A 15,621-nucleotide genomic window follows, 5' to 3' on the forward strand; every position below is an offset into this window, starting at 1 on the left:
ATAGTTAGCAGATATCATCAAACGGATTTTCAACATCTAGATTTATTGGGTTGTCATAACCTGGCAGCGTTATCTCTTTATCGCTTATATGTAAATCTTCCCCTTGAAGCACATTATGGTCGTAAAGGTAGAGAGGTTTAGCTTCTCCGCGAATAGCGCTCTGGTCATAGGCATTGGCAACTTGCCTAGTTGTTTCTAGCTTTGTTTCATAGGTTTGCCATTCAGACTTGCTATAACGCTTTTGTAGCATGCTTTTGACAATATGGGGGGCGATTACCGCTGCGGATGCATTGTTGCCTCCGAAGCCTTTCGAGTTTAGAAAGACCGAATCCATACCTGTGCTGCCAACTTCTATGTGTTGATTGCTGAAAAATAGGTTGCTTTGGTGTACGTCGCTAGCAAATTCTGGAGTGGTTAAAATTCCAGGTATATAGCCGTACTTCCATGTCCCAAGAGAGCTGCTTAGTTGATCGCCACCGGCTGTTCCTTGGGAGTGGCCGATATAAGATTTAATCGCCGCAACAGGCCAGTTTTGAATAGAAAAAGCTTTAGCTGTCTCATTGATAACATGGGATTCAGTGACTCTATTCTGTGGAGTACTGGTTCCGTGCGCTTGAACAAAACTGCGCTGTTGTAGGGATTCTTTACCTAGCATATTGCGTACAAGTGAGGCCGATTTAGCTAGCGTGATGTAGTTGCCGATCCCCGGTGCTGAAATGGATTTTTTGTGCCCATCTGCATTAACAAATACTTCAGGAACAGCGCCGTAGATGTCTGCACCTAACTCTATTGCTAAATCATCACTCATCAATAGTGTGAATTGGCTGCTCTCACCTATCGTAAAACCACAGTTGTTGCCAAATGGGCGGCAAGCTTTGCGATAGTCGTCATCTGTTAATTCGGATAGTTTATCCAGTGCGAGCAGGTCTTTATCTTCAGCTAGCGCGCCCATAGCGCGGAAGCCTTCAATGATCTCAGGTGTGACAGGGGAATCGCTACCGCCCACCAATACAACTTTGCGTCTGCCTGAACGTATGTCGTTTACACCGCTTCTTAAGTTATAGAGGAATGTGGCGCAGGCACCTAGTGAGCCTCCCGTTGTGCCGACATTGCCTAAAATGTAGGCGTTGACGAAATCTGCGGGCATTTGGGCGTAGCCTAGAGGCATCTGTTTCGATGTTGTGCGTTTACCTAGAGAAGGGAATTTTGTGAGTCCGCCAAAACCATAGTCGTCTAACTGGCCGATAGAGTTGCTTGCGTAAACTGCTATCTTATCAGGAGCTACGCTATTTGCGATCGTTTCAAAAGGTATACCGCAGGAAGATATCGCATCAGAAGCTGCAAAAACAGTCATCTGTAGATTTCGTGGGTGGTTGCGAGACTGATACAGTTTTCCGGGTTCAAAGCCGCTAGGAAGTTGACCTGCCGCTTGTACGGGGGCCTTCTTAGTGTCAGGGATGATGACATCCATATGATTTGATACTTGTATATCAAATTGACCCGGCGCTGTTTCTTTAACTTCCCAGCTTTCAGGAATATTTTGTGGCATCTGCCTTTTTCTTAGGCGGAAATTTAATTTATTTTCGCCAAAGTTGAGGCAGGCGGCTTTGTTGAATACCACTTTATCTACATCAAAACAGCTTTTTTCAATACGTCGAATGAGTGTGTTGCTAAGAAGCTGAGTTTGTAATTCTTGTATTAGGTCTGTCGCGCTGCACTCTTGACCATCCTGATTTAGGTAGTTCCCATTCGAACCCGTTGCTAGCCCTGTTAAAATGGCAAGATCAGTTAACGTCTCTTGGCGTGTATGAGTATCAAGCTTATCAATGATCAGTCGACGATAAGCATGATGGAAAGACGCTCGTCCTGCGGGGTTAATACCACCAAAACCAACAATGACAGGAAGTTGAGACAATTGAAGCTCCTCTATGACGGGTAAAACTACAGTTAGCTAACGGTAAATAGATCTATTGAGCATATGGAAAACTGTGCAGCTCGAAATATTGCCATTATTTTATCGGTGTTTCGCATGACTGACTAGCAAGAAGTTGTTTATTTGTTTAATTGTTTTTTAGTCAGTGTTTATTAAGCCTCGGTAGGGTTATTATTTAGGCTATAGTCATTTCTTTGGAGTTAGTTATGAAAAAGCTGTTCGCAGTTTGTGTTGCTGGTGTTCTTTTGTCTGGGTGTCAAACTCTTGATCCATACACGGGAGAACAAAAAGTCGGTAATACAACAAAAGGAGCAGGCATTGGCGCGATTGCTGGTGCTGTATTGGGTGCTGCGGTTTCTAGTGATGGTGATCGAGATAAAGGTATTTTAACCGGCGCTATTGTTGGTGGTGCAGTAGGTGGGGGTATTGGCTACTACATGGATCAGCAAGAAGCTTTGTTGCGTCAAGAACTTCAAGGTACAGGTGTTCAGGTTGAGCGTATAGGTGATTCTATTCGTTTAATCATGCCAGGCAATATTACATTTGCGACAGATTCTGATCGAGTGGCAAGTAACTTTTATCCAGTGCTGGATTCTGTAGCTAAGGTTTTGATTAAGTTTGATAAAACCGAACTTAATGTTGATGGCTTTACTGATAGTTCCGGTTCTTTCGAATATAACCAGCAGTTGTCGGAGCGACGTGCTGCTCGTGTGGGTGATTATTTGGTAGGCTCAGGTATCGCACAGCTTCGTATTAATACACGGGGTTATGGTGAACGTTATCCAGTAGCAGATAACAAATCATCTGCAGGGCGATCACAGAACCGTCGAGTAGAAATTAATATTAGTGGCACCCGTCGTTAATATTAATTTGTCGAAAGAATTTATTTGTAAGGGGCTTTATGCCCCTTTTTTCATGGCTGTATCAGCGAGCAATCGCTAAATCCCCTGTGCGAATGTTATTAGATGCCGCTGCACTGCTAAGATTTCCAGAAGCGATACCTGCTTGAACGTTATCAATAATCAGTGTTTGCTGAGTATTGGTGAGTTCGGTCTTTGCATGCATTTGAGGTGTGAAGAATGTTGAGCGGCGGTAGATTGTGAGTTTGTCACCGCGCTTAAGTCCTTGTTGCTTGCCAGCATTAATCCAGACAGTGCGGTCGTTTATGCGTGTGATTCTGGCAGTAAAAGGCTCGCATTTTAGATCTGTTGTGAGTTCTTTTGATATTTTGCTAAGCAGTGTTTTGACCTTTTGGCCATAGTCTTGTTTTGCGAACTGTCCCGTAGCAAAGCCTGTCGAGATGGTGCGGTCTAAATTCCATAGCCCCATGGTTTGGTAATGTTTTTGACTAACTAGCTGGCCTGAAAAACCATCATGTATAAAAAGATCAATTTCAAAATTTCTCAAGTGCCGCTTACTTTTGTAATCGAGCTTATTATATAGATCTAGGAAGTAATCAGTTTCTGCGTGAGTCCGGGGATCTATCATTGAAATATCACGGATGACACCTGAAATAACATAGTTTACGTCCAGTTGGCCGATAGTGCTTAGCATGCTTGTCAGAGTGCCATCATCGAGTTGTGATGTACTTGCTTGGATGGGATTAGGGTGTAGATTGATTCGGCCAGCGTCAAGAGCAATTGCGTTGCCCGATGAGTTGAATGACTGTCCAAGCATAGTGGGTAGTTCGCTGCTAATGTTATGCAATCCACCTAAACTAGCTTGTGACGGTTTAATCAATGGAAACCCGGCTAACGCTATGGTTTTTTTGTACTGATTGTTATTGCCGTTGCTGCAGCCTTCATCAATAAGTACATTGGCTTTGATGCGTACGTGTAGTGTGGAACCAATGATTTTCTCACTTACTACTTCTATATCAGAGACTTGGCCTAATGTGCTGATCTGCATGTTGTCTATTGCTAAGATGCCGTCTCTCACCACTTGGCTGCTTGAAATATAAACCGCTGCCTGCATTGATGCTTGTTGGGACGCATCTCGTATCGCAGCTTCCCGTGCTGAAACGATATCTTTGTTCATAATAATGGCCACTCCTTCAGCTTCAACGACAACAGCAAAGGCCGCGGTGGAGGTGAGCCAGCAGAGAGTAGCGATAAAAAATGTGAGCGCTTTATTAAACATATTTGCCAAATGACCGATTATTAAAAGAAGGTGATGAATATGTCACTGATTTCAGAACAGTATTTTATTGTGTGGCTATTGTAAACGGTTTGAGCATACTCCCTATGCTTTGATGATTATGTTAGATTGTCGGGCTTAACCTTTGAGTTTTGGATATCAGGATGAAAAATACTTTACTCTTGTTGTTGATTTGCTGTTTAGGCGGATGCATGCAACAGCGTAATACCCAGGATGAGATGCCTGAGAAAGTTCATATTGAAAGTATGAGTCCTGAGGTGATTGCACAGCTTAATAAGCTAGAAGAAGCTCATATAGCAGAAAAGAAAGCGTTGCTTGAAAAAGAGCAAGCGATGGTTCAGCGTCAGGTCGTTCAAGTTGAGGGGCTACCCAATGGTTTAGATCCATTAAGTGAAGCCGTGGCGCAGATGGCGGTTCAGATGACCGCAGGATTGCAGCAGAATCGAGTTAAGCGCTTCCCTGTTGCAGTAATACCTTTCTCGAACTTGCATAACGAAAGAAAGGTGGGGCGCTTCGGTGAAAGAATTGAACAGGGGTTTATCTATCAGTTGCAGCAGCATGGTTATAACCTTGTTGATTATCGGGCTGCGGGTTTAACTACATCAACCAAGCAGCCTATCTCGAAGCAGAACTTATCGGGTTTGCGTACGCGTTATAAAATATATTTTTTGGTAACGGGTACCTATGCTCAACACTCCGATGGTTTGGTTATAAATGCACGGGTTATTGATACGACGACAAGGCAAGTGTTGGCTTCTGGTCAGTCACATATATCAAATGAGCGTTTAGAAGGTGGGATTCCTGGTTATAATCCACTTGAAGCACTAAATCAGGGGCTTATTATTGAAAATCGCGGCGGGCCTGTAGGTAGATAAAATGATTAAAAATATTATTCGCAAGCCTCTTCAGTGTGTTGCTTTTTGTTTGTTAATGCCTTCATTGTTGGTGTTACAGGGATGCGAAACTGTTGTTGAATCGACAGTTGAGATTGTTGAGGCTTTGCCTGATATTAATTTACCACCGAGTGTGGAGGAGCCTAAAGAGCCTAATTGGGTTCGCGCGACGGGTTATGCGCCTATCAGCTTGCAGCCTGGTCAGACTCGCCAGCATAAAGTGTTAATGGCGATGAGGGCGTCTAAACTTCGTGCCTATCAAGAGCTTGCGGGTGTTGTGCATGGGCAGTACATGTTTGGTACAACAACGGTGCAAGATATGATTTTGCAGAGTGATCAATTTAAAACAGCGGTATCAGGAATTGTTCGTGGGGCAAGAGTAGTAAAAACGTTCCCTGTTCAGGAAGATACTTATGCAACAACGATGGAAGTTGATCTGAACCAGGTGCAGCGCGCCTGGATCAGTCAGTAAAGCTAAATTACTTCTTTTGGATCGCATCAAAGGCTGCTAGCTGCTCTGGTGTAGCCTTTTGTTGGTATTTTTCTTTCCAGCTATCGTAAGATTCACCATAAACAAGTTCTCGAGCTGCATCATAGTCGACATCTTCACCTCTTTGTTCTGCTTCAGCCTTGTACCATTTGCTAAGGCAGTTACGGCAGAATCCTGCAAGAATCATAAGATCAATATTTTGTACGTCTTTGCGATTGTCTAGATGATCTAAAAGACGGCGAAATACGGCTGCTTCTATCTCGTTTTGCTTATTTTTATCCATAGTGTCCTCGTAGTATCCGTTAAGTTTTTTCAAGCTCTATATTTTCATCTAGCTGAAGACATATTTTGTCTTGTAAGGTTTGGCATAGTGCTGGGTCAGCAATGGGTGAGCCTGTTTGATCTGTAATAAAAAAGAAATCTTCTACTTTTTCGCCAACGCTGGCGATTTTGGCTTTTCGCACGGATAGATTGTGTTCAGAGAATATACCGCCTACGCGGGCGAGTAAGCCGGGTCTGTCAGGTGTGATGACCTCCAATACTGTCTGATGCAGTGTAGGGTCATTACTTAAATAAACCTGAGTTGGCGTTGTGAATAGCTTCATCTGGCGTGGAATACGGCGTTGGATTATATCGGGGTAATCGTCTGGGTCATCAAGTTCATCAATCAGTATTTGTTTTATCTGCGACAGCTGTTCAGGGTTTTCTGATAGAGGGGTGTTATCGTCAGATAGAACGGTATATGTATTTAACGCCTCTCCGCTTTCTGTAACGATAATACGAGCATCCTGAATGTTGAGGTGGAGCTGGTCCATTGCGGCAACAGTCGCCGCGAAGAGATTGTCGATATCTTTACTGTAGATGAAAATCTCAGTCGCGCCTTCAAATACACGGTGAGATGTTTGTCTTATCAGAATTAAAGGTTCATCTATTTTTCCGTGTTCGATGATGGCCTTTGTATGCTCTGCAATACTCTGAGCTGTTTCGTGTAGAAAATATTCCTCTCCAATTGATGACCATAAAGGATTGAAGTCTTCGAGCTCTAATCCTTGGCGTTTAAGAATAGCCATAGCTTCATGTTGTATCTGCTCAATGCGGTCTTCTTTGTTTATTGGGTTTTCTAACCCGCGGCGCAGTGCGCGTTTTGTTTCTGTGTAGAGCTTACGCATTAGCGTGGCACGCCAGCTATTCCATAGCGTGTGGTTGGTTGCGTTAATATCGGCAATTGTTAGTACGTAGAGATAATCTAAATGCAGAACATCACGAACCTGTTTGGCGAATGTGTGAATGACGTCAGGGTCTGAGATGTCTTTGCGTTGAGCCGTCATTGACATCAGAAGGTGACTTTGTACAAGCCATGCAACAAGATGGCTATCCCATTTGCCTAGATGGTGTTGTTCGCAAAACTCTAGAGCGTCAGTCGCGCCGAGTTCAGAGTGGTCTCCGCCGCGTCCTTTGGCAATATCATGGAATAGTGCTGCAATATAGAGGAGCTCAATTTTTGGTAGTTGGTTTACTATCCTGTGTGCGATAGGGAACTCTTCTCGATATTCATTGTGTCTAAATTGACGACACATTTGTATGACTTTCATTGTATGTGCATCGACCGTGTATATGTGGAATAGGTCGTGCTGCATCTGGCCTATAATATTGCCAAATGCGGGCAAATACCTGCCTAAGATGCCGTAGCGGGTCATTAGTGAAAGCTGGGTTGATACGCTTTCTGGGCAGCGTAATAGCTCCATGAATAAGCTGGTATTACGGATGTCTTTTCGGAAATCGTCGTCGATCCTGTGTCGATTGTCTCGAATAAGGCGGATTGTTGAGGCGCGAACACCTTTTATTTGAGGGTTTTGCGCTAATAGAACGAATAGCTCCATAAGAGCAAAGGGTTTCTTCTCGAAAATGTCTTCGCGTGTGAGCTCTATAAAATCGTTATGTATTTGGAAACGATTGTTTAAAGGTTGAATGTTTGGTTTTTCGGTTGCTCGAAGAATTGCTTCATCGAAATGCTGCAGAAGTATGCCGTTGAACTCAGACATTGCCATTGCAATTCGATAGTATTTACTCATGAATTGCTCAACCGCAAGCTTGCCATCTTCATCTGTATAGCCAAAGAATTCTGCAAGTGAGCGTTGGTGGTCAAACAGTAACCTATCTTCCCTACGGTTACAGATCATGTGAAGCGCATAACGAACTGACCAGAGGTACAGTTCACCTTTGTTTAATATCTCCAGTTCGGGTTCGGTCAGAAAACCGTCTGCAACAAGATCGCGGATGTAGGTGGAACCGAAATGTCGCTTTGCAACCCAACCGATTGTTTGGAGATCACGTAAGCCGCCAGGGGAGTTCTTAAGATTAGGTTCTAGGTTGTACTCAGTGTTATTGGTTTTCTTGTGTCGTTCTTTTTGTTCATTTAATTTAGCAATAAAGAACTCTTTGTCAGACCAGGCATCTTCAGAGGTTACTTTGTTGTACATCTCTGTGTGGAGTTGGTCATTCCCTGTGAGTGTTCTTGATTCTATTAAATTAGTGGCAATGGTTATGTCATTTTGGGCTTCTTTGTAGCATTCGCTTATGGTGCGTACGCTGGAACCTATATCTAGATTCATATCCCATAATTGAGTAAGAAAGCCGCTAATTGAATCGTGGTGGTTTTCTGCGTCTAAATCGTCGCTCAGTAGTATCAATAGATCTATATCTGAGTGTGGGTGGAGTTCGCCTCGTCCATAGCCGCCTACAGCGATAAGTGCAATTTTGCCCTCGGGCCAATTAAATTGAGCCCAGGCTGTCTGTAAAATACGATCAATTTCCCATGCGCGACCGTAAACAAGTTTGCGGATGTCGTCGCCGTCCTTAAAGCGTTCATCTAAACTTTCTTTGATCTTGCCTAAGGCCTCTTTATAAACTGGTAGTGTGGAGGCCGCGTTGGCAAGCTGTAATTCAAAGTCAGAGAGGTTGATGATCTCTTCTTCAGCAAGTTGTTGATGCAGTGTGGTCGGCATTAGTACGTTATCCGCAATGTGTTAGTACAGTAATTGATAATTAAATAGTGTCATCAGGGCGAAGGGTTAATATTTCATAACCGTCTGATGTGACTAAGATGGTGTGTTCCCACTGAGCAGAGAGGCGGCGGTCAGCCGTTTCGACAGTCCAGCCGTCCTTCTTTGATAGCTTTACCTGGCGTTTTCCTGCATTAATCATAGGCTCGATAGTGAAGATCATACCTTCTTCTAAAATTTCGCCAGTGCCTGCTTTTCCATAATGTAATACTTGTGGTTCCTCATGAAATTCTGCGCCTATTCCGTGACCACAATATTCACGAACGACAGTGTAGTGATTTTGTTCTGCATAGGTTTGTATTGCTTGGCCTATATCACCAAGGCGGGCGCCAGGTTTTACAAGACGGATGCCGCGGTACATACATTCTAGTGTGACTTCAGCCAGTCTAGTGGCGTGGGGTAGTTCTTTGCCTACAAAAAACATCTTACTGGTATCACCGTGATAGCCATCTTTAATGACGGTAATGTCAACATTGATCATGTCGCCGCTTTTCAGGGCTTTGTCGTTTGGGATGCCGTGGCAAACGACTTGGTTGACTGATGTGCAGATAGATTTAGGGAAACCGTGGTAGTTAAGCGGAGCTGGGATGGCTTGTTGTTCGTTAACTATATAGTCATGACAGATCTGGTTTAGTTCGTTGGTTGTAACCCCTGTCTTGATGAAGGGTTCAATCATAACTAAAACATCGGCGGCAAGGCGGCCAGCAACGCGCATTTTTTCAATTTCTTCAGGAGTTTTGATTTTGATGCTCATAGCTACGGATTATGTCCTTTAAATTCTTTTTATACAGCGTGTAAAAAATATTGGAGGGGATTGTATCAATCATGTGCGGTTAAGAGAAATAAGCTTTATCTATAACTGCGGTTATGGTATAAATCCGCGCTCAATTTGCATAAGCAAATATATCACACACGTGCCGACACAATATTCAGGGTGCCTTAGGGTTGAATGTTGGGGTTCGTGGAGGTCTAACCCAAACTATATTAGGAAATATAATGGCTCAAACTACTATGCGTGACCTGCTTAAAGCAGGCGTTCACTTCGGTCACCAGACTCGTTACTGGAACCCGAAAATGTCTAAATTCATTTTCGGTGCTCGTAACAAGATCCATATCATCAACCTAGAGCACACACTACCTGCTCTTAATGGTGCATTGGAAAGCATTGAAAACATGGCATCAAACAAGAACAAAGTTCTGTTTGTTGGTACTAAACGTGCAGCTAGCAAAATCATCAAAGAAGAAGCTACTCGCGCTAAAATGCCATATGTAAACCACCGCTGGTTGGGTGGTATGCTGACTAACTATAAGACTATTCGTCAGTCTATCCGTCGTCTTCGTGATCTTGAATCACAGAGTTCAGACGGTACGTTTGAAAAGCTTACTAAAAAAGAAGCGTTGATGCGTCAGCGTGAAATGGAAAAGCTTGAGCGTTCAATCGGTGGTATCAAAGAGATGGGCGGTTTGCCTGATGCTTTGTTCGTAATCGATGTTGATCACGAGCGTATCGCTGTAAACGAAGCTAATAAGCTAGGTATCCCAGTTATTGGTGTTGTTGATACTAACAGCAACCCAGACGGTATTGATGTTGTTATCCCTGGTAACGATGATGCACTTCGTGCTATTCAGATTTATGTTAAGTCTGCTGCAGATGCATGTGTTGAAGGTTCAGATACAGGCGCTGGCGACAAGAATGAATTTGTAGAAGTTGAAGAGACTCCAGCTGCGGCTGAGTAATTTAACTGTAAAAACAGTTATTTATTCTCTTTGATTTATAAGAGGGGGCTTGGCCCCCTTTTTTGGATTTTTGAATAACCCACGACAATTTATTAGGGGTATCGATAATGGCGAAGATTTCCGCTGTAATGGTTAAGGAACTGCGCGACCGTACTGGTTTGGGCATGATGGAATGTAAAAAAGCACTTCAGGGTACTGAAGGCGATGTAGAAAAAGCAATTGAAGAGCTACGTAAAGCTTCAGGCATGAAGGCAGCTAAGAAAGCTGGCCGTACTGCTGCTGAAGGTGTTGTAGTAATCAAGGTTGCTGAAGACAATAGCTATGCTGTTGGTGTTGAGGTTAACTCTGAGACAGACTTCGCGGCACGTGATGAGGGTTTCCTTGCGTTTGCTGATGTTGTTCTTGAGAAAGCATTTGCTGCTAAATCTACAGATGTTGCAGCGCTAATGGCGGGTGAACTGACTGATGCGCGTGATGCATTAGTTCAGAAGATCGGCGAGAACATTGGTGTTCGTCGTTTGTTTGTTGTTGAGGGTGGTGTTGTTGGCGCTTACGTTCATAGCAATAAGAAGATCGCTGCAATTGTTCAGCTAGAAGGCGGTAACGAAGAGACTGCTAAAGATATCGCTATGCATGTTACTGCGGTTAATCCGCAGGTTGTTAGCAAAGAAGATATGCCTGCTGAAACAGTTCAGAAAGAGAAAGAAATTATTCTTGCTCAGCCTGATATGGCTAGCAAGCCAGCTGAAATCGCTGAAAAAATGGTTATTGGTCGTATCAATAAATTCTTGGCTGAAAATAGCTTGGTAGAGCAGGCGTTCGTTAAGAATCCTGAGCTAAAAGTTGGTCAAGTTGCTAAAGATGCGGGCGCAACTGTTACAGCTTTCACTCGTATTGAAGTGGGTGAAGGTATTGAGATTGAAGAAGTTGATTTTGCTGCAGAAGTTGCTGCGCAGCTAAACGGTTAATTTTTGTAAATCCTTCCGATTGCGCATGTTCTGCATGCGCAATCGTCTCTTTTCCTGATACACTATCCTGATCTCAATTTTTGCGGAGATAGACGGATGCCATCCACTGAAAAACAGTCCAAATATAAACGTATTTTGCTCAAATTGAGCGGCGAAGCCCTAATGGGCGAAGAAAGCTTCGGTATCGATTCGAATGTGCTTAACCGTATGGCCTTGGAAATAGGACAGCTGGTTGGAATCGGTGTCCAAGTTGGCATGGTGATAGGCGGCGGTAACTTATTCCGTGGCGCAGCATTGAATGCGGCGGGTCTTGATCGTGTCACTGGCGACCATATGGGAATGCTAGCAACCGTTATGAATGCGCTTGCTATGCGTGACGCTCTAGAACGCAGTAATATCAATACGCGCGTGATGTCTGCAATACCTATGAGCGGTGTTGTTGATCATTATGATCGACGTAATGCTATCCGTTATCTAAACCAAGGTGATGTTGTTATTTTTGCAGCAGGCACGGGTAATCCATTTTTCACAACGGATTCAGCAGCTTGCTTGCGTGGTATTGAGGTCGATGCTGATGTTGTGCTTAAGGCAACAAAGGTTGATGGCGTTTATACGGCTGACCCAGTAAAAGACCCTAAAGCACGTCGTTACTTGCATCTTAGTTTTGATGAGGTATTGGATCAGCAGTTGGGTGTAATGGATCTTACAGCGATCTGTTTGACGCGTGACCATGATATGCCGATCCGTGTGTTTAATATGAATAAGCCAGGTGCTTTAGCCAATATGGTTGTTGGCGGTGGTGAAGGCACTTTGATTGATAGTAGCGAAACGGTTGGAGAAAAATATGCTGAATGAAATGACTCAGGATGCTGCTGAACGTATGCAAAAGAGCTTGGATGCTCTTGTCACTAATTTTAAAAAGATTCGTACAGGTCGAGCCCACCCAAGTATTTTGGAAGGGGTTCAGGTTCCTTATTACGGATCTAATGTTCCGCTGAGTCAGGTTGCTAATATCTCAGTTGAAGATGGTCGTACTTTATCAATTATTCCATGGGAAAAGCCTATGGTTCCAGTGATTGAAAAAGCAATCATGACCTCTAATTTAGGCCTTAATCCAGCAACGGCGGGTGAGAATATTCGTGTTCCGATGCCTCCTTTGACTGAAGAAACGCGTAAAGGCTATATAAAACAGGCACGCCAGGAAGCTGAGAGTGCTCGTGTCTCAATTCGTAATATTCGTCGTGATGAGAATGGCGATTTGAAAGATCTTCTAAAAGAGAAGGAGATCACTGAAGACGATCTACGCCGCGGCGAAGATCAGATTCAGAAAATTACGGATAAGTTTGTTGCAGAAGTTGATGTGCTTTTGGAACAAAAAGAGAAAGATCTAATGGAAATTTGATCGAAGCAGCGGTGCTGCAAAGTGCCGCTGAATTTATGCATGAAATCTACTAATAACCTCTCCAATTCAGTGAAAAACGCTCCCCGCCATATTGCAATTATTATGGACGGTAATAACCGCTGGGCAAAAGAGCGCCATCTGCCTGGGCTCGCGGGTCACAAGGCTGGCGTCGATTGTGTTCGTTCCACGATTGAGGGCTGTATCGAATCGGGTGTCGAGGTTCTGACTCTTTTTGCCTTTAGTTCTGAAAACTGGAAACGTCCCCCGTTGGAAGTTCGTGGGTTGATGGAGTTGTTTAAGCTGGCTTTAGATCGTGAGTCTAAGAAGCTTCTGAAAAACAATATTCGCTTACGCGTTATTGGTGATAAAACCGCATTTAGTAGTTCATTGCAGAAAAAGATTGAAAAAGTTGAAACTATGACGGCCGAATGTACAGGCCTGCAGCTTAATGTGGCCGCCAATTATGGTGGGCGATGGGACATAGTTTCAGCGGCGAAGAGTATAGCTGAGCGCTGTGTAAATAATGAATTATCAGTTAATGATATTACTGAAGAGCTGTTTTCATCGGATGTGTCATTAGCCGAACTACCTGAAGCTGATTTGTGTATACGTACAGGCGGTGAAAAGCGTATTAGTAATTTCTTGATATGGCAGTTCGCTTACACCGAATTGTACTTCTCTGATGCTTATTGGCCAGATTTTGATAAAACGCATTTGCTGACAGCTATCCATGATTTTAGCAGTCGCCAGCGTCGATTCGGGCGAACAAGTGAGCAAGTTGAGGCTGGAAATGCTTAAGCAGCGATTGATTACAGCAGCTATTTTGGCTCCTTTGGCGCTGTTGGGAGTTTTTGGGCTTCCCTTCTCTGGTTTCGTGTATTTGATGGATGCTGTCATTCTTGTGGCTGCCTGGGAGTGGGCAAATCTATCTGGTTATCAATCCACCAAAGAACGCTGGGCTTATGTTGTGGTTGCTGCGGTGCTGGTAGCGTTAGCGCATTACTATCTACCGAGTATTTCAAGTAATATAGTTCTACAGTTTGCCGTTTTATTTTGGTGCTTTGCTCTTTATGCAGTCATTAGGTATCCAGCGATATCTGGATGGGGAAGTCGTTTTGCTCGGGCGTTAATTGGATTTGTAGTTTTGCTTCCATGCTGGTTTGCATTTGTCAGTATGAAGGCAGTCGATGGCGGTGATTTGTTGATACTGCTGTTATTTCTTTTGGTTTGGGGTGCTGATGTCGGGGCTTACTTTACGGGTAAGCGTTTTGGGCGTACAAAATTGGCTCCAGATGTTAGTCCAGGGAAAACTCGAGAAGGTTTGTATGGCGGGCTATTTGCGTGCCTGCTTATTGCTGTGTCATATGCGCTCATTCTAGGCTATGAATTATCCCAGTTGATTCTATTGGCGGTTCTGGCATTTATAACCGGCTTAATATCGGTGTTAGGTGACTTGTTTGAGAGTATGTTGAAGCGCCATCGAGGCATTAAGGATAGTAGTCAGCTGTTACCGGGGCATGGCGGAGTCCTCGATCGTATCGATAGCTTAACGGCAGCTGCACCTTTATTTGTATTGGGTATGCAGTTCATGGTGCTTGCTTAGTATGGCTTTGGATCTATTACATACCATAGCTGTCACTATATTGACCTTAGGTATTTTGGTAACAATCCATGAGTGGGGTCATTTCTATATTGCTCGGCTTTGCGGGGTAAAGGTTCTACGTTTTTCAGTGGGATTCGGTAAGGCCTTGTGCTCGTGGAAAGATCGTAAGGGTACTGAATATGCTATAGCTGCAATTCCATTGGGCGGCTATGTGAAAATGTTGGATGAGCGTGAAGCGGATGTTCCAGTTCAGCAGTTAGATCAGGCGTTTAATCGTAAGCCGGTGCTGCAGCGTATGGCTATTGTTGTAGCAGGCCCTGCCGTTAATCTTATATTCGCAGTTTTTGCTTATTGGTTTATGTATGTCTCAGGGGTTTCGACTGTTGCTCCGATTGTAGGCTCTGTTGCTTCGGGCTCTGTTGCTGCTGAAGCTCGACTTCCCCAAGGGTTCGAGGTCCTTGCGGTTGATGGTGAGCAGACGCTGACATGGGATGAAGTTAATCTAAGACTAGCCGGTCGTGTTGGTGAGAGTGGTCAGTTAACTTTGCGGGTGAAGGAAATGGATGCTTCCTTAGCAAAAGATTACGTAGTTTTCTTGCAGAACTGGAATGTAGATGTTGATAAGGAATCTCCAGTATCTGCATTGGGCCTAGTACCTTGGCGTCCTGCTGTCCCCGCAGTTATAGGGCGTTTAGTGGAGGGGGGGAGTGCTGAACTGTCGGGTATGATGCTTCAGGATGAAGTAATTACGGCTAACCAGCAGCCATTAGGCAATTGGTATGCATTTGTTGAATTGGTAAGAGCTAATCCTGGTACTCTCTTACAGCTTGAAGTTCTTCGTAATGGCGGCGTTGTAAGTATTGATATTACCCCCGAGGTAAAAGTTGATAAAACGGGTGTCAGTTATGGTTACATTGGCGCCGCTGCAAGTTCGGTAGCATGGCCTGAAGAGTATAAGCGGACGCTTGAATACGGTTTGCTTTCAGGTATTGAAAGGGCGTTTAGTAAAACTTTTCAAATGATATCGCTAACCCTTGATTCCATCTGGAAGATGATTGAAGGGGTTATCTCAGTAAAAAACTTGAGTGGTCCTATAACCATTGCTAAAGTGGCGAGTGACTCTGCCGCTTCCGGTTTAGAATCCTATATTAGCTTTTTGGCTTATCTTAGTATCAGCTTGGGAATTTTGAATTTACTGCCTATACCTGTTTTAGATGGCGGGCATCTACTTTATTATACGATAGAGTTGATAACACGTAAGCCGGTAAGTGAACGTGTGCAAGTGTTAGGCTTGAAATTAGGTATGGCAATGCTGCTGACATTGATGTTCGTAGCCATTTTTAACGACTTTATGCGGTTATGATTAACAGTCATAA

Annotated in this window: 15 protein-coding genes; 10 read left to right on the plus strand and 5 right to left on the minus strand. The window is 43.8% G+C overall.

Annotated features, from left to right (window positions below; all coding sequences use genetic code 11):
- Nucleotides 1–4: 4 nt before the first annotated feature.
- Entirely contained in the window at nucleotides 5–1,915 is a 1,911-nt protein-coding gene (locus tag B4K11_RS11450) for a beta-ketoacyl synthase (protein WP_292956734.1), read from the minus strand.
- A gap of 224 nt (nucleotides 1,916–2,139) precedes the next feature.
- Between B4K11_RS11450 and B4K11_RS11455 the strand changes: the two genes are divergently transcribed.
- Nucleotides 2,140–2,796 carry an OmpA family protein gene (locus tag B4K11_RS11455; protein ID WP_292956737.1) on the plus strand — a complete coding sequence of 219 codons (657 nt, stop codon included), beginning with the start codon at nucleotides 2,140–2,142 and terminating at the stop codon, nucleotides 2,794–2,796.
- A 61-nt stretch (nucleotides 2,797–2,857) separates the two neighbouring features.
- On the opposite strand, the gene B4K11_RS11460 is transcribed toward B4K11_RS11455, so the two are convergent.
- Nucleotides 2,858–4,072 (minus strand): flagellar assembly protein T N-terminal domain-containing protein, encoded by a 1,215-nt coding sequence (locus tag B4K11_RS11460; protein ID WP_292956740.1) that lies wholly within the window; start codon nucleotides 4,070–4,072, stop codon nucleotides 2,858–2,860.
- A gap of 209 nt (nucleotides 4,073–4,281) precedes the next feature.
- Between B4K11_RS11460 and B4K11_RS11465 the strand changes: the two genes are divergently transcribed.
- Nucleotides 4,282–4,965: a FlgO family outer membrane protein gene (locus tag B4K11_RS11465; RefSeq protein ID WP_292956743.1), complete on the plus strand. Its 684-nt coding sequence runs from the start codon at nucleotides 4,282–4,284 to the stop codon at nucleotides 4,963–4,965.
- A 1-nt stretch (nucleotide 4,966) separates the two neighbouring features.
- Nucleotides 4,967–5,455 (plus strand): LPP20 family lipoprotein, encoded by a 489-nt coding sequence (locus tag B4K11_RS11470; protein ID WP_292956746.1) that lies wholly within the window; start codon nucleotides 4,967–4,969, stop codon nucleotides 5,453–5,455.
- Nucleotides 5,456–5,462: 7 nt separating this feature from the next.
- Here B4K11_RS11470 and B4K11_RS11475 read toward each other — a convergent pair whose 3' ends face one another.
- The 3 genes from B4K11_RS11475 to map are packed head-to-tail and all read right to left on the minus strand — an operon-like array spanning nucleotide 5,463 to nucleotide 9,289.
- Nucleotides 5,463–5,756, minus strand: a complete 294-nt coding sequence (locus B4K11_RS11475; RefSeq protein WP_292956749.1) for a DUF1244 domain-containing protein — start codon at nucleotides 5,754–5,756, stop codon at nucleotides 5,463–5,465.
- A gap of 19 nt (nucleotides 5,757–5,775) precedes the next feature.
- A complete protein-coding gene (locus B4K11_RS11480) occupies nucleotides 5,776–8,478 on the minus strand; it encodes a [protein-PII] uridylyltransferase (protein WP_292956752.1) in 2,703 nt (900 codons plus the stop codon).
- Between the two features lie 40 nt (nucleotides 8,479–8,518).
- Nucleotides 8,519–9,289 (minus strand): type I methionyl aminopeptidase, encoded by a 771-nt coding sequence (gene map / locus B4K11_RS11485; protein ID WP_292956755.1) that lies wholly within the window; start codon nucleotides 9,287–9,289, stop codon nucleotides 8,519–8,521.
- A 242-nt stretch (nucleotides 9,290–9,531) separates the two neighbouring features.
- Here map and rpsB point away from each other — a divergent pair, with 242 nt between their 5' ends.
- From rpsB to rseP, 7 genes are all read left to right on the plus strand, one after another.
- The gene (gene rpsB, locus B4K11_RS11490) at nucleotides 9,532–10,272 is read left to right on the plus strand and encodes a 30S ribosomal protein S2 (RefSeq protein WP_292956758.1); all 741 of its coding nucleotides are present in this window, start codon (nucleotides 9,532–9,534) and stop codon (nucleotides 10,270–10,272) included.
- Nucleotides 10,273–10,379: 107 nt separating this feature from the next.
- Nucleotides 10,380–11,240, plus strand: a complete 861-nt coding sequence (gene tsf, locus B4K11_RS11495; protein WP_292956761.1) for a translation elongation factor Ts — start codon at nucleotides 10,380–10,382, stop codon at nucleotides 11,238–11,240.
- 96 nt (nucleotides 11,241–11,336) lie between these two features.
- Nucleotides 11,337–12,095, plus strand: coding sequence for a UMP kinase (gene pyrH, locus B4K11_RS11500; RefSeq protein WP_292956764.1), 759 nt, complete (start codon nucleotides 11,337–11,339; stop codon nucleotides 12,093–12,095).
- Entirely contained in the window at nucleotides 12,085–12,642 is a 558-nt protein-coding gene (gene frr / locus B4K11_RS11505) for a ribosome recycling factor (RefSeq protein ID WP_292956767.1), read from the plus strand. Before pyrH ends, frr begins: the two co-directional genes overlap by 11 nt.
- A gap of 39 nt (nucleotides 12,643–12,681) precedes the next feature.
- Nucleotides 12,682–13,440: a polyprenyl diphosphate synthase gene (uppS, locus tag B4K11_RS11510; RefSeq protein WP_292956770.1), complete on the plus strand. Its 759-nt coding sequence runs from the start codon at nucleotides 12,682–12,684 to the stop codon at nucleotides 13,438–13,440.
- A complete protein-coding gene (locus B4K11_RS11515; RefSeq protein WP_292956803.1) occupies nucleotides 13,433–14,245 on the plus strand; it encodes a phosphatidate cytidylyltransferase in 813 nt (270 codons plus the stop codon). Before uppS ends, B4K11_RS11515 begins: the two co-directional genes overlap by 8 nt.
- 1 nt (nucleotide 14,246) lies before the next feature.
- Nucleotides 14,247–15,608, plus strand: a complete 1,362-nt coding sequence (rseP, locus tag B4K11_RS11520) for an RIP metalloprotease RseP (RefSeq protein ID WP_348703419.1) — start codon at nucleotides 14,247–14,249, stop codon at nucleotides 15,606–15,608.
- The last annotated feature ends 13 nt before the right edge of the window (nucleotides 15,609–15,621 follow it).

Origin of the sequence: Neptuniibacter sp. UBA6509 (assembly GCA_002435145.1) — a bacterium.
Taxonomy (GTDB): domain Bacteria; phylum Pseudomonadota; class Gammaproteobacteria; order Pseudomonadales; family Balneatricaceae; genus Neptuniibacter.

Bases quoted from the DNA above. Each gene is read 5' to 3' on its own strand.
- pyrH (WP_292956764.1), top strand. From the start codon at position 11,337: ATGCCATCCACTGAAAAACAGTCCAAATATAAACGTATTTTGCTCAAA.
- map (WP_292956755.1), bottom strand. From the start codon at position 9,289: ATGAGCATCAAAATCAAAACTCCTGAAGAAATTGAAAAAATGCGCGTT.
- B4K11_RS11475 (WP_292956749.1), bottom strand. From the start codon at position 5,756: ATGGATAAAAATAAGCAAAACGAGATAGAAGCAGCCGTATTTCGCCGT.
- rseP (WP_348703419.1), top strand. From the start codon at position 14,247: ATGGCTTTGGATCTATTACATACCATAGCTGTCACTATATTGACCTTA.
- B4K11_RS11515 (WP_292956803.1), top strand. From the start codon at position 13,433: ATGCTTAAGCAGCGATTGATTACAGCAGCTATTTTGGCTCCTTTGGCG.
- B4K11_RS11470 (WP_292956746.1), top strand. From the start codon at position 4,967: ATGATTAAAAATATTATTCGCAAGCCTCTTCAGTGTGTTGCTTTTTGT.
- frr (WP_292956767.1), top strand. From the start codon at position 12,085: ATGCTGAATGAAATGACTCAGGATGCTGCTGAACGTATGCAAAAGAGC.
- tsf (WP_292956761.1), top strand. From the start codon at position 10,380: ATGGCGAAGATTTCCGCTGTAATGGTTAAGGAACTGCGCGACCGTACT.
- rpsB (WP_292956758.1), top strand. From the start codon at position 9,532: ATGGCTCAAACTACTATGCGTGACCTGCTTAAAGCAGGCGTTCACTTC.
- B4K11_RS11455 (WP_292956737.1), top strand. From the start codon at position 2,140: ATGAAAAAGCTGTTCGCAGTTTGTGTTGCTGGTGTTCTTTTGTCTGGG.
- B4K11_RS11465 (WP_292956743.1), top strand. From the start codon at position 4,282: ATGCAACAGCGTAATACCCAGGATGAGATGCCTGAGAAAGTTCATATT.
- B4K11_RS11460 (WP_292956740.1), bottom strand. From the start codon at position 4,072: ATGTTTAATAAAGCGCTCACATTTTTTATCGCTACTCTCTGCTGGCTC.
- uppS (WP_292956770.1), top strand. From the start codon at position 12,682: ATGAAATCTACTAATAACCTCTCCAATTCAGTGAAAAACGCTCCCCGC.
- B4K11_RS11480 (WP_292956752.1), bottom strand. From the start codon at position 8,478: ATGCCGACCACACTGCATCAACAACTTGCTGAAGAAGAGATCATCAAC.